We start from the raw sequence: 22,554 nt of genomic DNA, 5'->3' as shown, positions 1-22,554 counted from the left end.
CAGTCTTAAAAGTCATGCTCCTACTGCGGCTACGATAAATGGGTCTAAAAAGTCGCTTTTGTTCGTCAAATAGTCCCGCTATTCTCCTCACAAAAGCGATTTTTTATCCGCCATTTCTCGCGGTCCTCGCTACGGGCAGACTTTTAAGACTGCTTCTTAGTTTCGGCCTGAAATCCAGAAAGTGCGAGAAAGCGCGAGAAAGCGCGAGAAAGCGCGGCCAGAATTTCCGATCAATTTGCTTAAGTAGGTCAACTATTCGCACAAATTGATCGAACATTCTGACTCGCCCTACTGAATTTTATGCTCGAAAGCATAAGTCCGACAGGCTCCTGGGAGTACTTTGCAATGACTACCGACAATATTATTGCCCACACTACGCGCATTCCAAGATTTATTTATGGTACAGCCTGGAAAGAAGAGCACACGGCTGCACTGGTAAAACAGGCCATTGAGCAAGGGTTTACCGGCATTGATACGGCCAATCAGCGAGTTCACTATTGTGAGGCTGCCGTCGGTGATGCGCTGTTGGATTGTTATCAGAAAAGCCCTGTTTCGAGGGAAATGCTCTTTATCCAAACCAAGTTTACCTATAAGCAAGGGCAGGATCACCGGCTTCCTTATGACCCTGATGCCGATTATACAACTCAGGTCAGGCAGTCAGTGGACTCATCCCTTAACCACTTACACACCGACTACCTTGACGCGTTCTTGCTTCATGGTCCAAGCCAGGGTATTGGTTTGGTTGAGGCAGACCTGGAGGTTTGGCAAGCCATGGAAACCCTTCAGCAAAACGGCAAGGTCAAACTGATAGGTGTAAGCAATATGAATGTTGAGCAGCTGGCAGCATTGTATGAAGAAGCAACAATTAAGCCAACGATAGTACAAAACCGATGTTTTGCCCGAACGGGGTGGGACAATAAAGTGAGAGCTTTTTGTCGTAAGCAGGGGATTCATTATGAAGGTTTCTCACTACTGACAGCCAACAGGGAAATACTCGCCCACCCTGATTTTCTCGCCATTGTCGCACGCACAAGGCTGACAGCTGCCCAGGCTATTTTCCAGGCCTGCCTTGGGATGGGAATGCATATTCTTACAGGCACCAGCAGTAAACAACACATGCAGGAAGATCTGGCGTGTCGTGATTTAAGGCTGAATGAGGATGACACTGCACAGATAGAGCGCCTGCTTACCCTGTGACCTGAGCGCTGAAATACGCCCAGGAGCCTGTCCGAGAATAGACTGCGCTACTGCGGTTGCGATAAATGGGTCTAAAAATTTCTGCTTCTTCATCAAATAGCCCCGCTATTATCCTCAGAAGCAGAAATTTTTATCCTCAATTTCGCGCAATCCTCGCTACGGGCGCTGTTCTCGGACAGGTTCCTGGTTAGCGTTTTTTTCAAAAGTGACGATTAAATTAGTCATTTTTTTCAATCATGACTACTTTTCCTTGTGGGTATCGTGGAAATACTGTGGACAGTTGAAGAGCACCTTGTGTCTGAAGCCCCCAAGAACGGCTGTTCAAGGTGGAGATAACCAGAACAATCCCATTGGGTGCTAACTTTCAGGCTTTGTAATAACAATAAATCTGCCCTATTGTCATTGCGGCGAAAAGTAAATTCACTGTCTGAGGGAATAACGGTAAGGAGTTGTTTGAAAATGCCAGGAATCTTTCATCAACATGATATCGTCTTGAGTATATGCCGGTAGTCCTTTGCCCGCTGATGCACTTTTGTCATCAAAACCAACCAACGTATTGATATCGACTTCTCAAATAAAACAGGCGTAAAAAATGCGGAACTATTTTTTTTGCTTTCTCTTTGCTTTTCTGCCCAAAGAGGTGCTTTCTGAAGGTACACAGTATGAGCAGCTTCCATTATATTTTCAGTTAATAGAAAAAATAATAATTATCAATAATGGTAGTATCCAATTTGAACCCAAAAGGCTATCTGACACAGAAAGCTCACCACTTTATTATGGCGTATTGAGGAAATGTCCAGATAATACGGGCGTTCAAATGCTGTCAGCCGCTGAAGCAAAAACTTGTCTTTGGGGTGGTGGGTGGTGGAAAAGCTGCCAGTCAACAACGCTCAAGTTAGACACTAAAGTGGAAAAGATTGAATCAATTTATTACTCTACTCGCAATGGACTGCACGGGGCTTTCTCCTATGACGGAAGAAAGCCTTTTGAGATGGATGGCCTGAGAAATTCCTGTGACAGTGTTACCAATAGCCTTATAAGCTTTCTTGAAACATGTCACCCTTTTACACTCTATGTCAATAATAGCGACAGTATTGCAAGACATATTACTAAATCATACTTCAATAGCGTGAACTACGCCATTAATGTTTACTGGAGAAACAGGGATACATTTCCCCAACTTCAATCCGTAGACAATATGGACTATGATGATTCCAACAAAGACAACGCCACAGGCTTAGCTAACAGACTCAATTTTCACTCGCAAAATAAGGATATATTCTCCCAATATCAATCCACAGACATTCCGAACCATGATGATTCATACAAAAATCATCCTGGCGATTTAGTTAACATACTTTTTCGGGTTGCCGCTGAAAATTCAGGCCATGCTTTCTATCACCCCGATAAAGACTTTGGCGACCGTTTTTTTGATCCCCTTTTCCTGGTGAACTCCCATTTTTCTGTATACAAAGGAGAGATATCCCTTAAAAAAAAAAGGAAATTTTATCAAAATGATGATTGGTCTCACGCAACAAGCAGCTCTGAGAGTACCCTTAAAATAAAGGCTGTTTTGGCCGTTCATCCTGAGGAAATCAGGCCCGATGTTAGAGGGAGTTGTTTCTGCTTCTTAGGCAGGACAAATAGCAAGCGTCACCACCGTCACCACCGCTGCCGGATTTCATACCTTTTTTTATTACCCGAAAAACCAATGCTTGCCTCACCACCTGAAAAACACGCTGCCAGGACGCCATAAAGCGTTTTTCAGGAAAGCAGTTCTGGATGCCGGCTGGGGAATACTCAAAGGCCAATTGAAGTACAAAGCGATAGCGCGGTCAGTTGTGTTCGAGGTCGTCAACGAATCCTACTCCACCCAAACCTGTTCGAGCTGTGGCGTTATTCCGCCCAGTAGTCCGAAAGGCAGATCAGGTCTTGGAATAAGAGAATAGACGTGTTCACAATGCGGAGCTAAACACCTACGTGATCTAACCCGGATATTTCATAAACATGCTCCTGGCCTTGCTTGCTCCTTGCGACTCTAAGGGAGTTTTGCTCAGTCGACCGTACTCCCCGGTGGCGCTCCCTCGCAAAATCCCTTAGAATCGCAAGGTTCCGCGCAATTCTCAGGGCAGTTTATGAAATATCCGGGCTAAACGCAGCAAAGAATATTCTTGCCCTGGGCATAGCCGTCTCGCTGGAGGAATCCACTGCTTTAGCAGCGCAAGGATGTCAATTGAGTCACCTCAGCAGAACCTGAAACGCCTTTCAGGCTGCGTTTTTATATCATTTTTAATCAACAAGAGCGGGGTATGTTTTTGCCCCTTGTTATTTATTCATTGACCAATTGTGCTGGTTTTGCCAACATCTTCTCCCTGATAAATCCGGGAGATTGAAGGGGTGAGTGGATTAACTGCCAGAGCCTTAGTGATTTTCTTCTGCTATCTCCCTGACCCGGATATTTCCTGAGAAGCGGTCTTAAAAGTCTGCCCGTAGCGAGGACTGCGAAAAATGGCGGATAAAAAGGTGGTTTTGTGAGGAGAATAGCGGGACTATTTGACGAGCAAAAGCGACTTTTTAGACCCATTTATCGTAGCCGCAGTAGGAGCATGACTTTTAAGACTGCTTCTGAGTATGCTCCTGATCCCGCCTGCCCCTTGCGGCTTTCAGAAAGTTTTGCTGAGTTCGTACACGCCAGTGTGGCGCTCCATCGTAAAACGCCAGAGAGACACAGTATTTTTCGTGATCTTCAGGGCAGTTTATGAAATATCCGGGCTAACAATATGACTGATTTGATTATAAACTCATTCTATTCATTGTGAGGATAAATGACACAATGAGTTAACAGTCATGTTATTAAATAGTCTTGAGGAACTAAAAACTTTTTATGCGCTCAAATGAACTAAAGCAGCTGGTTGTCAATGCTCTTGATGAGCTTAAAGGCAATGATATTGTTACTCTGGAAGTCTTCGAACTGACCTCTGTAACCGACCATATGATCATTGCCTGTGGGACATCAAACCGCCATGTAAAATCATTAGCCGATAATGTCATTGAAAAATGCAAAAAGCAGGGGGTTCGCCCACTGGGTACGGAAGGTGTTGAGAAAGCTGAGTGGGTGCTGGTGGATCTGGGTGATGTGGTTGCTCATATCATGTTACCCGCTGTGCGCCAGTTCTACGACCTCGAAAGTTTATGGGATATGAAAAGCATGCCGGAAGTTAGCGAGCAGCCCTGATGCGCATCCGGTTATTGTCTATAGGTTCACGCATGCCCGGCTGGATTGATGAAGGGTATAACGAGTACAGCCGTCGGCTGGGCAAAGACGTAAAGCTGGAACTGGTTGAAATTCCCTTGGGAAAACGAACTAAAAGTTCAGATATCAGCCGTTTGCAGGAAAAGGAAGCCACGCAGATGCTGGGCAGTATTGGGCAGGGAGATCTCGTTGTTTCTCTGGAGGTGCCAGGTAAGCCCTGGAGCACAGAGAAGCTGGCAGATAACATGGGGGACTGGTTGCGGTCGGGTTGTAATGTCAGCTTGTTAGTGGGAGGGCCTGAAGGTTTGCATCCCCGCTGTGTGGCGCATGCCGATTTGCGTTGGTCATTATCTCCTTTGACTTTGCCTCACTCCATTGTTCGTGTTGTTGTTGCGGAGCAGGTGTACAGAGCCTGGAGTATTCTGCAAAACCATCCTTATCACAAGTGATTATTCGTAGAAGGGACTTCTTGTCATACTCTGGTAACAAGCCCTTTGTAATGAAATGAAAACAAAAGCGATAGAGTACTGCTACCTATGCCAGCAGATGCCTTTAAGGACCATAAAGCGGAAGCCCGACTTGTCAATACCCGTGTCTGGATTGCTGTCGTGCTTATGCTCCTGTTGGTGTGTGGGCTGATTTCCCGCCTCTTTTATCTTCAGGTTATCCGGCACAGCGAGATGTCAGTCCAATCCGATGAAAACCGAGTGCATCTACGGCCGATTCCACCTACACGGGGACTGATATACGATGCCAATGGCAAACTGCTTGCCATGAACCGCTCCAGTCGTATTCTTTCTATTGTGAGTGAGCGTGTGGAGGACACCGGTACTTTGCTGGATACTATTGGGAGTCTCATCCCCCTTTCTGACAGCGAGATTGAGAGCTATCAGCGCCGTACTAGCAGTGTCAGACCCTTTGAGCCAGTTCCCCTGAAGTTTGATCTGACCGATGAAGAAATGGCCTTGATATCCGTTAACCAATTTCGTTTACCGGGTGTTGAACTCAATGCTGAACTTGTGCGGTATTATCCAGAGGGAAAGATTTATGCGCATAGCGTCGGTTATGTTGGGCGGATTAATGATCGGGAAATACAGACTATTGATAGCGCTCGCTATAGTGGTACCCACTCAATCGGTAAAATCGGCCTTGAAAAGTATTACGAAGATATTTTGATGGGAGAACCAGGCTATAAAGAGGTAGAAACAAACGCTCAAGGACGTGTAGTTCGTGTACTTAAGGAGGTGCCGCCAACCCCTGGTAAAGATTTGCAGCTATACCTGAATACGTATTTACAGAAAGTGGCCCTTGAGGCTATAGGAGATCGTCGTGGAGCAGCTATTGCCATGGACCCTAAAACAGGGGGAGTGATGGTGATGGTTAGTAACCCATCTTTTGATCCTAACCTGTTTGTGACCGGGATTGATTATAAAACTTACAATGATCTTAATACTAGTATGGAACGACCGTTGTATAATCGTGCCAGTCTGGGAGAATATCCTCCAGCGTCAACTGTAAAACCCATTATGGGTCTTGCCTTGCTGTCGGAAGGTTTGGTAAAAGCAAGCGACCGTGTTTACGATAATGGCTATTTTCAGATACCTGGCAGTAGTTATCGGTTTAGAAACTGGAAACGTGAGGGGCACGGCTGGGTAAATCTACGGGATGCCATCATTCTTTCCAATGACGTTTATTTTTACAATCAGGCCAGTAAACTTGGGATTGATGGTCTGCATGACTTTGTCAGTCAGTTTGGCTACGGGCGGGAGACCGGTATTGATATTGGTGAAGAGCGGCCCGGGCTGCTGCCCTCAAGAGCATGGAAAAGGGAGCACTATGACCAGCCATGGTACCCGGGAGAGACGGTGAATGCGATTATTGGTCAGGGTTATATGCTGACGACACCTGTCCAGATGGTGGAATCAACAGCCATCATTGCCAATCGTGGCAAACATGTCATACCTACGCTGGTTAAGAGCGAAAAAAACCTGGATAAGCCGTCCGATAAGGACGTTAATTTGGGTAGCCCGAAAAATTGGGAGTTGATCATTGATGCCATGGAGCATGTGGTCAGCTCACCGAGAGGCACGGCACACTGGAGTATCGGGCGGAATATTAAATACACCATGGCGGCAAAAACCGGAACGGCACAGGTTGTTAGTATTCCCCAGGGTGAAAAATATGATGCCGAAAAACTGAAAATGTATCATAGAGATCACAGCTTGTTTATTGCGTTTGCACCGGTAGATGATCCTCAGATTGCGATTTCAGTTGTACTTGAGAACAGCAAAGGGGCAGCGAATGTTGCCCGTAAAATAGCCGATGCCTATCTGCTTCCCAAACTGGAAGAGGCAAAGTAATCGTATGTCGAATCAGGATTTTGTCCGGCAGCTAGGCAAAGAGCATAACCTTGGTAAGGGCGCCAACTGGTGGCAACGTTTGCATATTGATTATGTAATGCTGTTGTTTTTAGTGCTGCTGGCAGTCAGTGGCTTGTTTGTGCTCTACAGTGCGACAGGCAAGGATATGGATGTTATTATCCGTCAATCCATCTATCTGCTGATCAGCTTTTGTGTGATGCTGATCATTGCCCAGATACCACCACGATTATTGATGATATGGTCCAACTGGTTTTATCTGGTAGGGGTTGCCCTGCTGGTGGCCGTTTTATTGCACGGGATTGAATCAAAAGGCGCCCAACGATGGATTCAGCTACCGGGCTTTCGCTTTCAGCCATCAGAAATCATCAAACTGGTTATGCCCATTGTTGTTGCGACGTATCTGGCTAAAAGGGCGCTGCCCCCTTCGGTCAAAAATGTAGTGATCACGTTGGCGATTATTGGTGTGCCGGTGTTGCTTATTGCAAAGCAGCCGGATTTAGGGACTTCCCTATTGATCGGCGCTTCCGGTTTTTTTGCGTTACTGTTGGCAGGGCTAAGAAAACGATTGATTTTTTCGACCATACTCCTGGCTATACCTGCGGTCTTAGTGATGTGGAAGTACCTGATGCACGACTATCAGAAGCAGAGGGTGCTGACCTTTTTAAATCCTGAAAGTGACCCTTGGGGTGCTGGCTGGAATATTATCCAGTCAACCATTGCTATTGGTTCCGGCGGACTTTACGGAAAAGGGTGGATGCAAGGCACACAGTCCCATCTGGACTTTCTCCCTGAAAGCCATACAGACTTTATCATTGCTGTGCTGGCTGAGGAGTTTGGCTTGCTGGGCTGTCTTCTGCTACTGGCTATTTATGCCCTTATAATTGGGCGGGGGATTTTTATTACTCTGAATGCACAAACACTGTTTGGTCGCTTGTTGGCGGGCAGTATTACTCTGACGTTTTTTGTCTATGTCTTTGTGAATATAGGCATGGTCAGTGGCATACTGCCTGTTGTGGGCGTGCCCTTGCCAATGGTCAGTCGTGGGGGCACCTCGCTGGTGACTTTGATGGCCGGGTTTGGAATGTTAATGGCTATCCATTCAGACCGGAGTTATATACGTTCTGGGTAGAAGCCATTGGTATTGTTACACCACTACTCTTATCTTATGGTTAATACCAATGGCGCTTTTCAGCTACGCCACCAGGAGCCTGTCGGGCTTATGCTTTCGAGCACAAAATTCAGTAGGGCGAGTCAGAATTTTCGATCAATTTGTGCGAATAGTTGACCTGTTTAAGCAAATTGATCGGAAATTCTGGCCGCACTTTCTCGCACTTTCTCGCATTTCGTGGATTTTAGGCCGAAATTGTCTTAAGTCCGACAGGCTCCTAGGAGCCTGACCGAGAATAGCGCCCGTAGTGAGGATTACGAGAAATTGAGGATAAAAATTTCTGCTTCTGAGGATAATAGTGGGGCTATTTGACGAAGAAGCAGGAATTTTTAGACCCATTTATCGCAACCGCAGTAGGGTAGTCTATTCTCGGTCAGTCTCCTAGGTTCGCAATATAAACAATAATGCGTTATTAAAATGCCTCTTAGTAGCTAAGCTACTAAGAGGCATTTCGCCTTGTCGCCTTGTTTTTATATCCAACTTGCCATGCTTGTCAGAATGACTAGAAAAGCTATTGGTATTAACAGAACATAACCATAAGAAAAAATAAGCGCCTGTGAAAAAACGGTATGCATGCCATTTGTTATTTATAGGTTTCGCAACCGCATTAGCGGAGCTGAAAAAATTAAAAACCTATCAGATGGCATGGCTTATTATAAATGCTCACTGGTGAAACCTCCATCCTTCTTAGTCAGAGAGTTTTAATACAGTCCCTAATTCATTTATTTGTTCTTCTGTCAACTCATTCTCTTTTTCAGGACTGTCAGGGTCATGAGGTGGTGCGCAGCAGACGATCATTTTCACTATCTCAAGCGTTTGATTTTCTCTTCCATACCAGCAGAAGCCCGGGTATTTTTCCTTGCTCATCCCTTCCATTTCTTGCCGACTGCTTACGAAATGTCCCGAATACATGTAAAAATTACGTTTTGGGTAGTAATGTTGTTCTTTTGCTTCTACAAATACATGAGATTTTCTACACAGCTTGTCTTTTGATATAAGGGCCACCTGGAGCTTGATTGGCTCTGAAGGTGGAGGATCTATTCTAACCTGCAAAGCTATCATAGTGTTGTGGTCAAATTCTTTTTCTTTTGAATCTATTAACAAAACAATTTTTTCATTTAAAGAATCAACGTCGTCGGAATCCTGCTCACTGCCCCAGTGAATTGATATCGGTTTATCTGCCCCTTCCGAACTGATGCAGCACCGGGGGGGTAACTCAAATTTAATCTTTTTCCCATCAACTTTAATCGTTTTTCCATCAAGATATACAGCCCAGTTTTTTGGTAGCACTTGCTCATCATTTTCTTCCTTATAGAAACGGCCAAATGCGGGCTTAAGGTTTGCGAAAGCGTATGAATTACATGAATAGTTGTTGAGGTGCACCTTACCCTGTCCTGTTGAATACAGGGTGCTAGTCTCCAGCTCTTGCCAATAAGAGGGCCTACCCACACCTATGTTGTAGTTATCATCAGAGGGAGACTCCTGAGTCCCTGTAACATTGGACAATGGCTTCTTAAGTTTTTTTCTTTTCTTCTCCTTTCCCTTTTCCGTTCCCTTTTTCTTTTCCTCAGAAGAAGCGTCAGATGGCTTTTTATAACGGCCGAAAACTGAACGCTTACCCTTGTCGGATGAAGATTGCGGTTCAGGACTGCGACTTCGACTTTTTTTTGTCATATCTTGAACTGTAGTCTGTTGCGCGTCTGTCGTTTTATTTTGCTCACCCTCAGGGAGGGAACTGTTCATCGCTTTCTGGTCATCGGTCCCATTGGAACCTGAAGTTACTGAAGCTGCCGGAGTTTCTGGCGAAGAACCCGATGCTTCTCCAGTAGGCTCATCACCAAGCTTACCCCGATTAAGCGTTCCATCTCGTTGAGGAAGGCCCCTTCTCCTTGCAGGTTTTTTACTTTCCTTTCTTTCCTTTGCTTCAAGTTCATCTCCCACAGCACAGGCTTCGCCCATTTTTCCTGGAAAGGGGGTAAATGACAATGCGCTCAGACATGCCAGACTGATGGATACGGCCAATGCTTTGGGTGCTTTTGATAAACTCCTTGTCGGTATGAGTGCAGACCAGGATGGCTTTTTACAGGATAAAAAAGGTATTACTTTCACGGTCAGTGCCTCGTATGCATAATGTAAGTAAAATGCCTACTTGTAGATATAGTTTAACTTTCTGAAATATCAAAAAATACGTGTTCACTTTATTATCAGGGTATTTAATCCATAAAATATCCTTCACTCAACCGGCATAATAATAAGAAGTAAGAAGGAGGCTTTATCAGAAATGCCTGTATAAAAACCTTTGTTCAGGATAGTTTCATTTAAAGAAAATACGACAATTTTTGATTTACGCAAAGGTGGGAATTTACTACTTTAGTCGGTCTCCACCTTTATAAAAACGACGCTGACATAATTATTATTAATACTTGAAAAATATATGGCTATAAAAAAACGACATATAAAATGTAATAATTTTCCACTGTCTGCCAGACCCTCTGTAGTTGATGGATGTAAGGCAGCAGCATGAACTAGACGGTAATGCTAAAATGTATAACAGATAGGGTGGCTATTTCACATCAATTTCTTTACAGCCTCTGAATCATCAATAAAAAACAATCATGTGAATTCATATTGGTAAAATACAGACAATTATTTACGTTGCGCTACCACCATGTGGAAGATAGCTAGCTGATTGAAAAACAGGTTTTATTTAATTAACAGGTACTTATTAAAAAAGCGTAAAGGAAAGATAAAACACTTAAAAATTATTGCCACAAAAAATTGAAAAAAGACTGTTAGTAATAGTGTTATTAAGTAGAGGGTAGTGGGTCAGATGTGTGGGTGAGCATCAAAATACCAAATTCCACTTTTTACACTTTTTACACTTTATTGATCAGCAACCCTATGACAATACCGCGCATCTTCTCGAGCGTTGAAAAGCAGGTTGTCCAACAGGCTCCTGGTGGCTTTATCCACGTCCTGAAGTTGAGATTTTTGCGCTCTATTTTTTGTGTATTTCTCTTACCCATTTTATGCTTTTCGGGTTCCAGATTTCCCTCATAAGCGCCCCGATCATCAGAAGGTTCGAGTAATACCTTGATAGCGGGTTATTTGCCTGTCAACATTGACAAGCAGTCTTAAACGTCATGCTCCTACTGCGGCTACCATAAATGGGTCTAAAAAGCCGCTTTTGTTCGTCAAATAGTCCTGCTATTCTCCCACAAAAGCGACTTTTTATCCTCCATTTCTCGCAGTCCTCGCTACGGGCAGACTTTTAAGACTGCTTCTGAGTTTTATCCGCCATTTATCCGGCTCTTGCCAGGCACAGACCGTTAAAACAGCTTCTGAGCAGGCGAAAAAATACCTGAATGAACAATAATAGCCTCTTCAGATAGTGGTAACTCAGCCACCCTGCTAGTATTCTTGCAGGTTTAATCCAGATTATAGAACGATGATGGAAGAGCACTACCACCCCCTTCAATTAGAAGCCCAGGCGCAATCTTTCTGGGAAGACAACAAAAGCTTTGCCGTAACAGAAGACCCTGAGAAGGAAAAATATTACTGCCTGTCCATGTTCCCATACCCAAGCGGTAAGCTGCATATGGGGCATGTGCGTAACTATACCATCAGTGATGTTATCACCCGTTATCAGCGTATGCAGGGCAAGAATGTACTGCATCCCATGGGGTGGGACGCTTTTGGCTTGCCTGCTGAGAATGCGGCTATCAAGCACAAAACAGCGCCAGCGCTTTGGACTTACCAAAATATCGACGACATGAAAGGCCAGTTCAAACGTCTTGGCTTTGGCTTTGACTGGGACCGGGAGATTACCACATGTAAGCCAGACTATTACAAATGGGAGCAGTGGTTTTTCACCCAGCTTTATGAGAAAGGGCTGGTGTACAAAAAAATGGGAACCGTCAACTGGTGTCCCAATGACGCCACGGTCCTGGCCAATGAACAAGTTGAAGACGGTCGCTGCTGGCGCTGTGATACCAAAGTTGAGCGTAAGGAGCTGCCACAGTGGTTTGTGAAAATCACGGCTTATGCCGATGAATTGCTGACTGACCTTGAGCGGCTGGAAGATTGGCCGGAGCAAGTCAAAGCCATGCAGCGCAACTGGATTGGTCGTTCTGAAGGTGTGCGAATGACCTTCGAGGTAGCACCAGAGTCCATTGCTGACTTAAACGATGCCCCTGCCAGCTTCAGTATCTACACCACCCGCCCCGACACCGTTATGGGAATCACCTATATTGGTGTGGCCGCAGAACACCCCCTGGCCAAAGCAGCCGCAACCAATAACGCTGAGTTAGCGGCGTTTATTGAGCGGTGTAAACAAAATACTGTGTCTGAAGCTGATATGTCCACGATGGAAAAAGTGGGCGTTGATACGGGCATTAAGGCTATTCATCCTGTCACCGGAGAAGCCGTGGCGGTCTGGGCAGCTAACTTCGTGCTGATGGATTACGGCACGGGTGCTGTTATGGCTGTACCAGGCCATGACCAGCGTGACTTTGAGTTTGCCACTGCCTATGGACTCCCCATCAAAGCGGTTATCAAGCCCGCTAGCGATGATACTGACTGCGACTTGAGTAAAGCAGCCTTTACCGACAAAGGCGTGCTGGTTAACTCCGGCGAATTTAATGGTCTGAGTTCTGAGCAGGCTTTTAATGCTGTTGCTGACTGGCTGACAAAAGCAGGCAAGGGTGAAAAGCAGGTCAACTACCGTTTGCGTGACTGGGGAGTGAGTCGCCAGCGTTATTGGGGAACGCCAATCCCCATGCGTTACCTTGAAGATGGTACAGAAGCGCCTGTTCCCCTGGCTGAACTCCCCGTGCGCCTGCCTGAAGATGTCGAAATTGACGGCGTACACTCACCCATAAAGGCCGACCCGCAATGGGCAAAAACCCACCATAACGGGCAACCGGCTCAGCGTGAAACCGATACCTTCGATACCTTTATGGAGTCGAGCTGGTACTTCGCCCGTTATTGTTCCCCCCATAACGACGAGGCCATGCTTGACCCTGTCGCAGCTAACTATTGGCTGCCTGTGGATCAGTATGTGGGAGGGATTGAGCATGCCGTGATGCACCTGCTTTATTCCCGCTTTTTCTATAAACTGCTGCGTGATGCCGGGCTGGTTGACAGTGACGAGCCTTTCAAGCGGCTACTGTGTCAGGGTATGGTTCTGGCTGATACCTTCTATACACTGGATGAGAAAGGTATCAAGCACTGGGTTTCACCTACGGAGGTGACTACTGAGCGAGATGAGAAAGGGCGCCTGGTCAAAGCAGTCCATACACACACAGGTGATACGGTTCACTACGCGGGCATGAGTAAAATGTCCAAGTCGAAAAACAACGGCATTGATCCTCAGGCAATGATTGACCAGTACGGTGCTGACACTATCCGCCTTTACACAATTTTTGCCTCACCACCGGAGCAAACGCTGGAATGGTCTGAAAGCGGTGTGGAAGGGGCTAATCGTTTCCTGCGTCGTCTGTGGAAACAGTTAGCAGACCTTCAGCGACTCGGTGATATTGCTGCTGTTGACCCTGAAGTTCTGACCCGGGAACAAAAAGACTTGCGTCGTAAAACCCATGAGACGCTGAAAAAAGTGTCTGATGATTTCGGTCGTCGCTTAACCTTCAACACCGCTGTTGCTGCTGTCATGGAGCTAACCAATGCTACCGGCAAATTTTCAGATACCTCTGAACAGGGTAAAGCTGTTCTGAAAGAGGCACTGGAAGTCACAACGCTGCTTATTGCCCCCATTGCTCCCCATATCACTCATGCTATGTGGCAGGCACTGGGACACAGTGAACCGGTGGTTGATGCAAAATGGCCGGTTGTGGATGAGTCTGCCCTTATCAAAGACTCTATTACCCTGGTCGTACAGGTAAACGGTAAAGTTCGTGTTAAGCTCGATGTTGCAGCAGATATGGACAGGGCCGCTATCGAAAAGCTGGCACTGGAACAGCCTAACGTGACTAAATTCACGAACGGTAAAACCATCGCGAAAGTGATTGTTGTGCCAGGTAAGCTGGTGAATATTGTCGCTACTTAACAATCCGCCCTCTGGTGCGGTGAGTGTATAGCCATTACTGCACCAGGTATTTCTCCAAGGCTTTAAATAACAGGTCGCGGTCCAAAGGCTTGGTCAAATAATCATTCATGCCATTATTCAGCGCTTTTTCCCGAAATTCGGCAATGGCATGGGCGCTGAGTCCAACAATACAGGTAGGATCAATGGCTGAATCACTTTCATACGCTCTGATATCTTCGGTTGCGTGGTAGCCATCCATTACGGGCATTTCACAATCCATTAGCACTAAATCCCACTTCGCCGGATCCGCTTTGTAGGAATCCACCACTTCCTGTCCATTATTTGCAAATACCGGAATAATACCTATTTTTTTCAATAGTCGCTTTAAGACCAACTGATTAGCGAGGTTATCCTCAGCCACCAACACAGCTTTACCCTCAAATAGCGCAGGGTCTGGGTATGATGAGTCCATTTGTTGTTCTCCGGTATTCCTTCAGGGTTATGTGTTCTACTATGACGAAAAGAAGAAGCCTTTGGCAATGACATTTTCCTTGCAAAATACATGAGAGACTGGACAGGGAAACGATAAATAGCGATATTAGTGCACAGACCCTTATACTAACCCGGATATTTCATAAACATGCTCCTGGCCTTGCTTGCTCCTTGCGACTCTAAGGGAGTTTTGCTCAGTCGACCGTACTCCCCGGTACGGCGCTCCCTCGCAAAATCCCTTAGAACCGCAAGGTCCCGCGCAATTCTCAGGGCAGTTTATGAAATATCCGGACTAAGAAGCTTTGGGTTTTGCCGGGTTTGTGTTCTTATATCAACAGACTCTGGAGCCGCTGGCTGCTTTCGGTCACAATCATGGTTAAATAACTATTTCTCATCCTGATACAATAACGATAACGGAAAGGAGTCACACGGATGATGAGTGAACAACAACAGGTCAGGCGCGTTCTGGAAGAACGCATAAAGCAGTTTAAAGCATGGTCAGACACTAAACCCAAAGCAACAGGAAGACTCATGATTCGTAAGTTTCCCTGCAAAGTCGACCTGCTGGAATACAGAACCACTGACGAAAATAAACAGCCCTCGGCTCAGGCCCTCCTTAGAGTTACCTTTTCTAATCAACGACAAATCTGGTCAGCTGATATGACTCTGTCATTTTTTACCCGTACTGTCAGAAAAGCAGGCTATGAAGATCTAAAACCGGGGCTTTATTTTCATACCAAACCTGAGTCTGGTGAAAAGCCTGAATTAATTAAATCCTTTAAAGTCATTATGCGACACCGAGGTGCTTATGAGCCGGCCGACTTTAACGAGTGGTATGCATACTGGGTACAGCGGGTATTAAAAGACGCCGCGATTAAATGCCTCTTTGCCCACAAGACACTGGTGTCTGACAATGAAACAGAAGTGGCATCTTATCAATTTTAATCGACAAGTGACAGCTGCTATGCTTTGCATAGCAGCACCATTCTTATTTCAGCAGTTCACCCTCTACGCGTCGGTTTTTCTGACGGCCTTCAGCAGTATCGTTACTGGCTAAAGGCTCACTGGAGCCTTTGCCTACAGCTTCGAGACGCTCAGCAGAAATTCCATAGTTATTTTTCAGGACATCACTGACGGCTTCCGCGCGACGCAGGGACAGGCCCTCATTGTACAGGGCACTTCCTTGATTATCGGTGTGCCCTACAACTCGCAGGTGGGCTTCAGGGTAACGATTCAGGTAATCACCCATTTTTTTAATCAGGGGATAGTAGTTTTCCTGAATGACCGCGGAGTCAAAACCAAAACCAACCTGGAGATTAATGGGGGCTAATGGCGGGCAGCCGGTTTTATCCACTTGAGCATCTGCCGGGCTATTTGGACATAAATCCTTTGTATCAGCCACACCGTCCATATCACTGTCTGCTGGCATAACCTTTGACGGGACGGGTTCTGGTTCTGGTGCCGGCTCAGCAACGGAGCCAAACGTCCAGGTCAGTGCAACTTTGGCCATACTTTCAGTCTGGTCGTAATCCAGACTGCGAACAGCACGTAAATCAGCACTTACAGACAGGTTAGGTGTCAGTGCTTTGCGCAAACCACCACCAAGGCTCAGACGGGTATCTTCACGATTGCTGGTGAATTCACGGTTTTCGTCAAAGTGACCAATGCCCATCACCGCATAAGGTGTCCAGCTGCCATCCCACGGAGTCATGTCATAGAAGGCATCGAGCCGATAGTCTTTGATTTTCGCTTCACCACCAGCTTTCTGGTCTGTGCCGTAGTCAGAGTATACTGCTTCCAGGCTGAAGCGGTCGTTAAAGCGGTAGCCAAGACCAATTTCCGGTGCCCAGCTGTCGTCTAGCTTTCTTTTACTATCAAAGTTGTTGTATGCCCCCCCCAGAGAAAAAGTCATCCCTTTGTCAATAACTGTATCCGCCATTGCCCCTGTAGTGATGACAGCTAAAACTGACGCACTGAGAAACGTACGGGAAACAGAGTGAAAACCCATTGCAAACTCCTTGAACAACATCGTGTGTATTTTTTTCCAAGTGTTACCGTAAATTTTATATTATCCGGTATCCACTGCTACAGTAAGGCAATAATAAAATATTTAAAAGACTATAAACGTGTTATTGTGCGTTAAAAACACTATTGTTAGTTTATTTTTGAGAAAATGGTAAAAAAACACCTTGATACAAGTTACCATCGACCAGTTTTATCCCCCCCAGAATCCGTTGTAAAACAAGGGAAGTGTAATTTTGGTACCTTTAACAAAGCAATAAAAACGATCAACATGTTAGAAGCCGATCGGCCCCTTGGCTGGCCTGCACCTGCTCTGATCAGTAATTTTCGTCTCAAAGAGTGGGAAGCCATTCAGCTTGCCTGCTCTGACTGGTTTTTCTGTTTAGCCGTCTATAACACCAAAAGTATCGGTACCGCAATCATCATGGCATTCCATCGGGTAACGGGAACCATGCATGTCTACCAGCATAAAGTACCTTTTTGGCGGTTAAAAGTTCCCCGGGGTTTAGGCAACACTTACTGCTACTATCACAGTAAGCGTTTAAGCATTGATATCCACAATTATCTTGATAATGATTGCTTGACGCTGAGGTTCTTTGCCAGGGGCTTCCCGGGTAAACCCGATATTGAGGGGGCATTTACGGGATACTATACAACAACACCTATTGTGACGGTTCAGCCTTTTAGCAAGAATCGCCCACTTTATTCCCACAAGGCGCTCATGCCTGCTGATGGCAGCGTGTTTCTTGACCACAAGAAGTGTGATTATCCAATACACACTACCAGCATGATTGTTGATGACCACAAAGGGTTTTATCCCTATGTAATGGAATATGACTGGGTGAGCGCATTAGGTTTTAGTTCAGCAGGAGACCTCCAGGGGTTTAATCTGACCGATAATCAAATTGTCGATCAGGAACAGTACAACGAAAACTGCTTATGGTTGAGTGGGCAAATGTATCCACTCCCTCCTGTGACAATCAACCGCCCCGGTGGAGTGAGAAAAACCTGGCATATTACTGATAAATATGGTCAGGTGGATTTGTACTTTGAGCCCCTTGCTGATGTAACGAGCTATTTAGACCTACTGATTGCTAAAACAAAATACCATGGCCCAACGGGTCGTTTTTCTGGAAGAATTTCAGTAAATCACAAAATTAATACCTTATTTTCAGGCTTTATTGGTATGGGAGAAATGAAGTATGTCAAGCTTTAATACGACAAAGTATTATTAATAGCCTGCTCTGACTCAATGGCGCTAACGTAAGGGATGACTGCTGATACACTTTGAGTTTGCTGTCAGTCATGCTGGTTTGTTTTATTGTTTGTTGAAGGCCTGTGCTCAGTTTACGCCCGGTATTTTTCCATAAACGGCGACAGTTTCCTGTCAAGGAAAGTGAACGTTCGATCACCCAACGCTGAGAAATAACTGCAAAAGTATGAAGCTCACTTCTTTTGGCTACCTGTACAGAGGCACCAGGTATTTCATCGGTGGCGTTGGCGAAAGGTTCGTCCATATAACAGCCCTTAACGAACACAAATTCTACCTTTGACAAGGTTGATTTGTTGCCGTTGAAAACCACCAGAGTTCCGGCTCTGTCATCAAACTGTTTTGACATTCATCAGCACTTGTACTTATTTATTGACTATGTGCTTAGTCATGGATTGCTCGGAAGGGGCTGGCTCTGACAGCTTTTTACTGCTGTTTTACTTCTCGGGTAAGCCTTATAGTCTTTTGTGAACAGCTTCTTAGGGGAGTGTAGTAGTAATACTTAATCCTGTCTGCCCAAGGGTTACCTTTTTCGTGATTTAGATTTTGGTTTATCACCCTCTATCTAAATCAGTATCCTCTCTCCTTTTTGAAAAGAAATGTCAGGTTAGGTCTTGACTACTATATTTTGGAGTTTATGTGAAGCATCGAGTCTTTTGGCCGACGTTCTTGGTTTTGCTTGCGGGCATTACCTACAGTTTTATTGATGGCGATGGGTTTCTGTCGTCCATGACCGCGATGAACAACTGGATTCTCACAAGTTTTGGCAAACTGTTTTGTGTGACAGCGCTCGTCATGCTGCTTGTTGTCATCGCAGCCTATATTTCCCCGTTGGGAAAAATCAAAATCGGTGGGCCATCTGCGAAGCCTTTGCTCAGTCGATGGAAGTGGTTTTCCATCGTTCTTTGTACGACTGTTGCCATTGGGATTTTGTTTTGGTCAGCGGCAGAGCCCGTGTTTCATTTTATCAGGCCACCGGCGTTTTCAGGTGTAAAGCCGGGGTCTGCCGAAGCTGCTAAGTTTGCTATGTCGACGATGTTCTTGCATTGGACCTTCACGCCCTATGCGATCTATACGGTTCCATCACTGGTTTTTGCTTTGGTCTACTACAATAGTCGCGGTAGTTATTCGCTCGGCGCTCTGGTACAACCGATTTGCAAACACGCTGTTACAAAAAGTGTCGGTGAACTGATTGATGCGATCTGCCTTTATAGTTTGGTTGCCGGGATGGCGGCAGCCCTTGGAGCAGGGATGCTCACTCTAGCTGGTGGTGTTGAAAAATTGTTTGGGATTTCTGTCACCCCCTTTACTTTAGGAGTGGCTGCCGTTTCTATTGTTTTCGCTGTTGGTTTTTCATCGGTCAGTGGCCTGATGAACGGGATTCGCATTCTTTCGGACTGGAATGCAAAAATTTTTTTCGCACTCCTCTTGTTCGTCTTTGTCACTGGCCCAACTCTTTATATCATTCAACTTGGTGGTATTTCACTGATTGAGTACATTACTGACGTCATTCCCAGGACTGCTGCAATTGGCGCTGAGAATGATGTGGGCTGGTTTAATGGGTGGACCGTGTTTTACTGGGCCGTATGGATGGCGTGGGCTCCTGTGACGGCGCTCTTTCTAGGTCGAATCGGCTATGGCTATTCGGTTCGCGAATACATCGTCTTCAATTTTGTGTTGCCCTCTGTCTTTGGCATTGTCTGGATGAGCGTCTTTAGTGGTGCCGCCATTAATTTTCAGATGGAAGGGGTAACCAACCTTCATCAAACCATTGTCGAAGGTGGCGTAGAGCAAGCAATTTATGCATTGTTCGCCCAGCTGCCCGGAGCGAAGATCATAAGTTTCTTCTTTATCGGTATCTCATTCCTGTCTTTTGTTACCGCAGCAGATTCAAGCATTTCGGCTATGGGCGGAATCTCCTCTACGGGAATCTCTCCAGAAAGCCCTGAGGCATCTATGGGTGTCAAGATTCTTTGGGGAGTGTCTGTCGGTCTTGTGGCTTGGGTGATGGTGTCGTTTCTAGGTGTCGATGGCATCAAGATGAGTTCTAACCTTGGGGGGTTTCCTGCACTCTTTCTACTTATTGTCGTGACGTTTGCTCTGATCGCCATGATCGTTCGTCACAAGCAATATATTGGAGAACCACAGGAGGAGAGTCATGCTGTAGAAGAACAAGTAAGTCCTGTGGCCTGAGATGTTGTTCACAATCTTTTATGAGCTGCAATCGTTGATAAAAACTGCCTTTTTTCGCTGTTCACAAAAGATTGTGGGCAGCTTCCAAGAGGTACAGGATGAAAAACAGCTGTTTTTTAGGTTTCTCGAAGGTCGATGACGTTAACTTAAGACTCTAACCCGGATATTTCATAAACATGCTCCTGGCCTTGCTTGCTCCTTGCGGCTCTGACGGAGTTTTGCTCAGTCGACCGTACTCCCCGGTACGGCGCTCCTTCGCAAAATCCCTTAGAGCCGCGAGGTTCCGCGCAATTCTCAGGGCAGTTTATGAAATATCCGAGCTAACTCCCTATTTGCAAGGTTTGCCCAAGAAGTAAAACAGTTGTTATTGACCACTACAATTTTGCGGGGTCAGTGGGAGGAGCACCGATAGGTATTCTCAAGCAATACATCAAGCAGCAGAATAGACCTCATTAGGTGTCTTGACATTCTCCGCGCTATCTTCCCAGCACTAAAAGTACTGGGCTTGACGCTCTTTCCGGTCAGAAGCTCCTGGCTGGGGGAGCAGTTACTCCACAACCGCTTTTTCTTTGAAACGATGCCCTAAAGAAAATGCAGCATAACCCCAGACAAGAATCACTACGAGCAAAATAGCACCCAGGTAAGGAGTAATGGCACTAATAGTACCAAAGGTAATAATCAGCCCCTGTTGCACCAGAGAACCGCCCGATTTACCCATGCGCGCACCGACAACATCAAGAGCAGCTTTTCCTTTTACCTTTTGCTCTTCATCCAGAGGGATATAAGCCATCTCCTTGGTAGGATCAAAAAGTGAATATTTGGAGGACTTACTCATCACATTTTGCGCCATGCCAAAAATCACAGCGAGCATTAGCGGAGTAGTTCCCAGTGTTACAACGAGGCCATTCACAAAATCGCCCCCTAATACACAGATAAAAAAACATGCGCCAGTGAATAACAGTACGACGGGAGTAAACAGGGCACCCACCGTCCAGCCAAAACGCCGAATAATATTTCCACCGACAAATAGCATCATAAAAATGGCTGCAATACCGGTCACGCTTGTAAACAGTCCCATAAACTCAAGGTAGCTGCTAGGGTCAGGGTATTGTAATTTCAGCTGGTTTTTCCAGGTGACTTCAATGAGATTAATACTAAAGCCATAACCTACAATCAAAATAGATAGCAGGCACAAGTATTTTGAGCTTGCTAAATACTTCAAGCTTTCCCACATGCCCATCTGTGGTCGGACTTTTTTCTTTTTGCCAGGCTCCGTATTAATAAAGCGAGAGTCTGTGAAAACGTAGCGGTGCATCCAGCCATAAATGATCATAATCATAATGGAACCCAGTACGACAGCGAGCATCAAAAAATTAAGTGTAGACTGCCAGCGATCAACGTCCGAAGATGCGTCAGAGCAGGACTGCCCGAAAAAAATGATAATAGCCCCGGCAGCGGGCAAAGACAGGTTGCCTAATAATCCAAAGAGTGGATAAAAACGTTTTGACTCTGAAATTTTATTAGTATCATTAGCAAACCCCCAGAATAAAAGTGATAAAGCTACACTACCCCAGAGTTCTGACATGATATAAAATAACGAGCATGTCCAGTTTCTGAAAATGGCAATGAGACCCATAAAACCCTGCGGTAGCATGGCCTGCAGTTTATCAGCCAGATCTGTTGGGTGTAATACCTCTCGGAAAGCATAAATAAAGGGGAATATGGCAAAAAAAAATGTAAACGGTAACACGGAACAATAAAACAGGTTTTGTTTGCTCAGGCGATTACTCATTTGCATATACAGCATAACAAATAAAACCGCGCCCGGAAGAACGCCCCAGAATTTAAGAAAAGGTATAACTTCTGCGCCTGACCCTGCTGAGGTGACGACAAGGGCATCTTTGATATCTCGCAGTATCTGATAATTGAATAATACCAGAAAAAAAATGAGTACCATGGGAATCACTTTTTTCAACTCATACCCATGCACAGGCCAAAGTCTTGAACGCCACTTACCAAACTCAGTGTTATTGCTCATAAAGAAAGTGTCTCCCTTTTTTCGATAAGCGGCATAGAGGATTGCCTGTGACGTAAAATATACAGTGCTATTCTATATCTATATTGCATCTGGGATGCCTTGCTTGCTCAATGTTTTAATTAATAACACCGCCTCAGAAGGCAGGGTGTGAAGTTAATTCTCTGAGTTGTTCCCAGAAGTGGTCGAGAACGAAACACAGAAAGAATTAAAATAGTCCATATAGTGATATTTTGCTATGAGTAATGTGTTTTATTTTTTCAGTAAAACGCCGGGTTCAGGAAAATAATGACTAAGACCTTAGTTTATAAACTGATTTACAGTAAATGCCATACAAAAGCTATAGCGTATCTGGTGGTGGCCTAACGCTATGATTTTGCATAGCTATAGACGCTAGGAGGCTGTCCGAGAATAGACTGCCCTACTGCGGTGGCAGCAAATTGGTCTAAAAATTCGGAAATTTTTAGCAAATAGAACCACTATTCACTAAAAATTTCCGA

17 protein-coding genes are annotated in these 22,554 nt (G+C 45.4%); 11 read left to right on the top strand and 6 right to left on the bottom strand.

What is annotated here, in order from left to right:
- The first annotated feature begins 345 nt into the window (after positions 1-345).
- The 7 genes from V4C51_RS12345 to rodA all read left to right on the top strand — a co-directional run bounded on the left by V4C51_RS12345 (position 346) and on the right by rodA (position 7,960).
- Positions 346-1,197 carry an aldo/keto reductase family protein gene (locus V4C51_RS12345; protein WP_330926475.1) on the top strand — a complete coding sequence of 284 codons (852 nt, stop codon included), beginning with the start codon at positions 346-348 and terminating at the stop codon, positions 1,195-1,197.
- Between the two features lie 592 nt (positions 1,198-1,789).
- Positions 1,790-2,953, top strand: a complete 1,164-nt coding sequence (locus V4C51_RS12340; RefSeq protein WP_330926474.1) for a hypothetical protein — start codon at positions 1,790-1,792, stop codon at positions 2,951-2,953.
- The gene (locus V4C51_RS18005; protein WP_420797668.1) at positions 2,913-3,146 is read left to right on the top strand and encodes a zinc ribbon domain-containing protein; all 234 of its coding nucleotides are present in this window, start codon (positions 2,913-2,915) and stop codon (positions 3,144-3,146) included. Before V4C51_RS12340 ends, V4C51_RS18005 begins: the two co-directional genes overlap by 41 nt.
- Positions 3,147-4,081: 935 nt before the next feature.
- Positions 4,082-4,432: a ribosome silencing factor gene (rsfS, locus tag V4C51_RS12335; protein ID WP_330926473.1), complete on the top strand. Its 351-nt coding sequence runs from the start codon at positions 4,082-4,084 to the stop codon at positions 4,430-4,432.
- Positions 4,432-4,899, top strand: a complete 468-nt coding sequence (gene rlmH, locus V4C51_RS12330) for a 23S rRNA (pseudouridine(1915)-N(3))-methyltransferase RlmH (protein ID WP_330926472.1) — start codon at positions 4,432-4,434, stop codon at positions 4,897-4,899. Before rsfS ends, rlmH begins: the two co-directional genes overlap by 1 nt.
- An 87-nt stretch (positions 4,900-4,986) precedes the next feature.
- Positions 4,987-6,810 carry a penicillin-binding protein 2 gene (gene mrdA, locus V4C51_RS12325; protein ID WP_330926471.1) on the top strand — a complete coding sequence of 608 codons (1,824 nt, stop codon included), beginning with the start codon at positions 4,987-4,989 and terminating at the stop codon, positions 6,808-6,810.
- 4 nt (positions 6,811-6,814) lie between these two features.
- Positions 6,815-7,960: a rod shape-determining protein RodA gene (gene rodA / locus V4C51_RS12320; protein WP_330926470.1), complete on the top strand. Its 1,146-nt coding sequence runs from the start codon at positions 6,815-6,817 to the stop codon at positions 7,958-7,960.
- A gap of 726 nt (positions 7,961-8,686) precedes the next feature.
- Here rodA and V4C51_RS12315 read toward each other — a convergent pair.
- Positions 8,687-10,108, bottom strand: coding sequence for a hypothetical protein (locus tag V4C51_RS12315; RefSeq protein WP_330926469.1), 1,422 nt, complete (start codon positions 10,106-10,108; stop codon positions 8,687-8,689).
- A gap of 767 nt (positions 10,109-10,875) precedes the next feature.
- A complete protein-coding gene (locus V4C51_RS18000) occupies positions 10,876-11,097 on the bottom strand; it encodes an IS1 family transposase (RefSeq protein ID WP_420797669.1) in 222 nt (73 codons plus the stop codon).
- A 353-nt stretch (positions 11,098-11,450) separates the two neighbouring features.
- Between V4C51_RS18000 and leuS the strand changes: the two genes are divergently transcribed.
- Positions 11,451-14,063: a leucine--tRNA ligase gene (gene leuS / locus V4C51_RS12310; RefSeq protein WP_330926476.1), complete on the top strand. Its 2,613-nt coding sequence runs from the start codon at positions 11,451-11,453 to the stop codon at positions 14,061-14,063.
- Between the two features lie 34 nt (positions 14,064-14,097).
- Here the strand turns inward: leuS and V4C51_RS12305 are convergent, their stop codons facing one another.
- Positions 14,098-14,514 carry a response regulator gene (locus V4C51_RS12305; RefSeq protein ID WP_330926468.1) on the bottom strand — a complete coding sequence of 139 codons (417 nt, stop codon included), beginning with the start codon at positions 14,512-14,514 and terminating at the stop codon, positions 14,098-14,100.
- A 452-nt stretch (positions 14,515-14,966) separates the two neighbouring features.
- On the opposite strand from V4C51_RS12305, the gene V4C51_RS12300 reads away from it, so the two are divergent.
- Positions 14,967-15,479, top strand: a complete 513-nt coding sequence (locus tag V4C51_RS12300) for a hypothetical protein (protein ID WP_330926467.1) — start codon at positions 14,967-14,969, stop codon at positions 15,477-15,479.
- Positions 15,480-15,522: 43 nt separating this feature from the next.
- Here V4C51_RS12300 and V4C51_RS12295 read toward each other — a convergent pair whose 3' ends face one another.
- On the bottom strand, positions 15,523-16,542 hold the full coding sequence (locus tag V4C51_RS12295) for an OmpA family protein (RefSeq protein WP_330926466.1): 1,020 nt from the start codon (positions 16,540-16,542) through the stop codon (positions 15,523-15,525).
- Positions 16,543-16,707: 165 nt separating this feature from the next.
- On the opposite strand from V4C51_RS12295, the gene V4C51_RS12290 reads away from it, so the two are divergent.
- Entirely contained in the window at positions 16,708-17,772 is a 1,065-nt protein-coding gene (locus tag V4C51_RS12290) for a DUF2804 family protein (protein WP_330926465.1), read from the top strand.
- Here V4C51_RS12290 and V4C51_RS17995 read toward each other — a convergent pair.
- Positions 17,762-18,175, bottom strand: a complete 414-nt coding sequence (locus V4C51_RS17995; protein ID WP_420797667.1) for a hypothetical protein — start codon at positions 18,173-18,175, stop codon at positions 17,762-17,764. The two genes, V4C51_RS12290 and V4C51_RS17995, sit on opposite strands and share 11 nt — an antisense overlap.
- A gap of 290 nt (positions 18,176-18,465) precedes the next feature.
- Here V4C51_RS17995 and V4C51_RS12280 point away from each other — a divergent pair, with 290 nt between their 5' ends.
- Positions 18,466-20,019: a BCCT family transporter gene (locus V4C51_RS12280; RefSeq protein ID WP_330926464.1), complete on the top strand. Its 1,554-nt coding sequence runs from the start codon at positions 18,466-18,468 to the stop codon at positions 20,017-20,019.
- A gap of 547 nt (positions 20,020-20,566) precedes the next feature.
- Here the strand turns inward: V4C51_RS12280 and V4C51_RS12275 are convergent.
- Positions 20,567-22,057: an NTP/NDP exchange transporter gene (locus tag V4C51_RS12275; RefSeq protein WP_330926463.1), complete on the bottom strand. Its 1,491-nt coding sequence runs from the start codon at positions 22,055-22,057 to the stop codon at positions 20,567-20,569.
- Between the last annotated feature and the right edge of the window lie 497 nt (positions 22,058-22,554).

The organism is Candidatus Sororendozoicomonas aggregata, from assembly GCF_031528575.1.
In the GTDB taxonomy this organism is placed as follows: Bacteria; Pseudomonadota; Gammaproteobacteria; order Pseudomonadales; family Endozoicomonadaceae; genus Endonucleibacter; species Endonucleibacter aggregata.
This window is presented reverse-complemented; position numbering and strand designations above follow the sequence as displayed.

Bases quoted from the DNA above. Each gene is read 5' to 3' on its own strand.
- V4C51_RS12345 (WP_330926475.1), top strand. From the start codon at position 346: ATGACTACCGACAATATTATTGCCCACACTACGCGCATTCCAAGATTT.
- V4C51_RS12340 (WP_330926474.1), top strand. From the start codon at position 1,790: ATGCGGAACTATTTTTTTTGCTTTCTCTTTGCTTTTCTGCCCAAAGAG.
- rsfS (WP_330926473.1), top strand. From the start codon at position 4,082: ATGCGCTCAAATGAACTAAAGCAGCTGGTTGTCAATGCTCTTGATGAG.
- rlmH (WP_330926472.1), top strand. From the start codon at position 4,432: ATGCGCATCCGGTTATTGTCTATAGGTTCACGCATGCCCGGCTGGATT.
- mrdA (WP_330926471.1), top strand. From the start codon at position 4,987: ATGCCAGCAGATGCCTTTAAGGACCATAAAGCGGAAGCCCGACTTGTC.
- rodA (WP_330926470.1), top strand. From the start codon at position 6,815: ATGTCGAATCAGGATTTTGTCCGGCAGCTAGGCAAAGAGCATAACCTT.
- leuS (WP_330926476.1), top strand. From the start codon at position 11,451: ATGGAAGAGCACTACCACCCCCTTCAATTAGAAGCCCAGGCGCAATCT.
- V4C51_RS12305 (WP_330926468.1), bottom strand. From the start codon at position 14,514: ATGGACTCATCATACCCAGACCCTGCGCTATTTGAGGGTAAAGCTGTG.
- V4C51_RS12300 (WP_330926467.1), top strand. From the start codon at position 14,967: ATGATGAGTGAACAACAACAGGTCAGGCGCGTTCTGGAAGAACGCATA.
- V4C51_RS12295 (WP_330926466.1), bottom strand. From the start codon at position 16,542: ATGGGTTTTCACTCTGTTTCCCGTACGTTTCTCAGTGCGTCAGTTTTA.
- V4C51_RS12290 (WP_330926465.1), top strand. From the start codon at position 16,708: ATGGTAAAAAAACACCTTGATACAAGTTACCATCGACCAGTTTTATCC.
- V4C51_RS17995 (WP_420797667.1), bottom strand. From the start codon at position 18,175: ATGTCAAAACAGTTTGATGACAGAGCCGGAACTCTGGTGGTTTTCAAC.
- V4C51_RS12275 (WP_330926463.1), bottom strand. From the start codon at position 22,057: ATGAGCAATAACACTGAGTTTGGTAAGTGGCGTTCAAGACTTTGGCCT.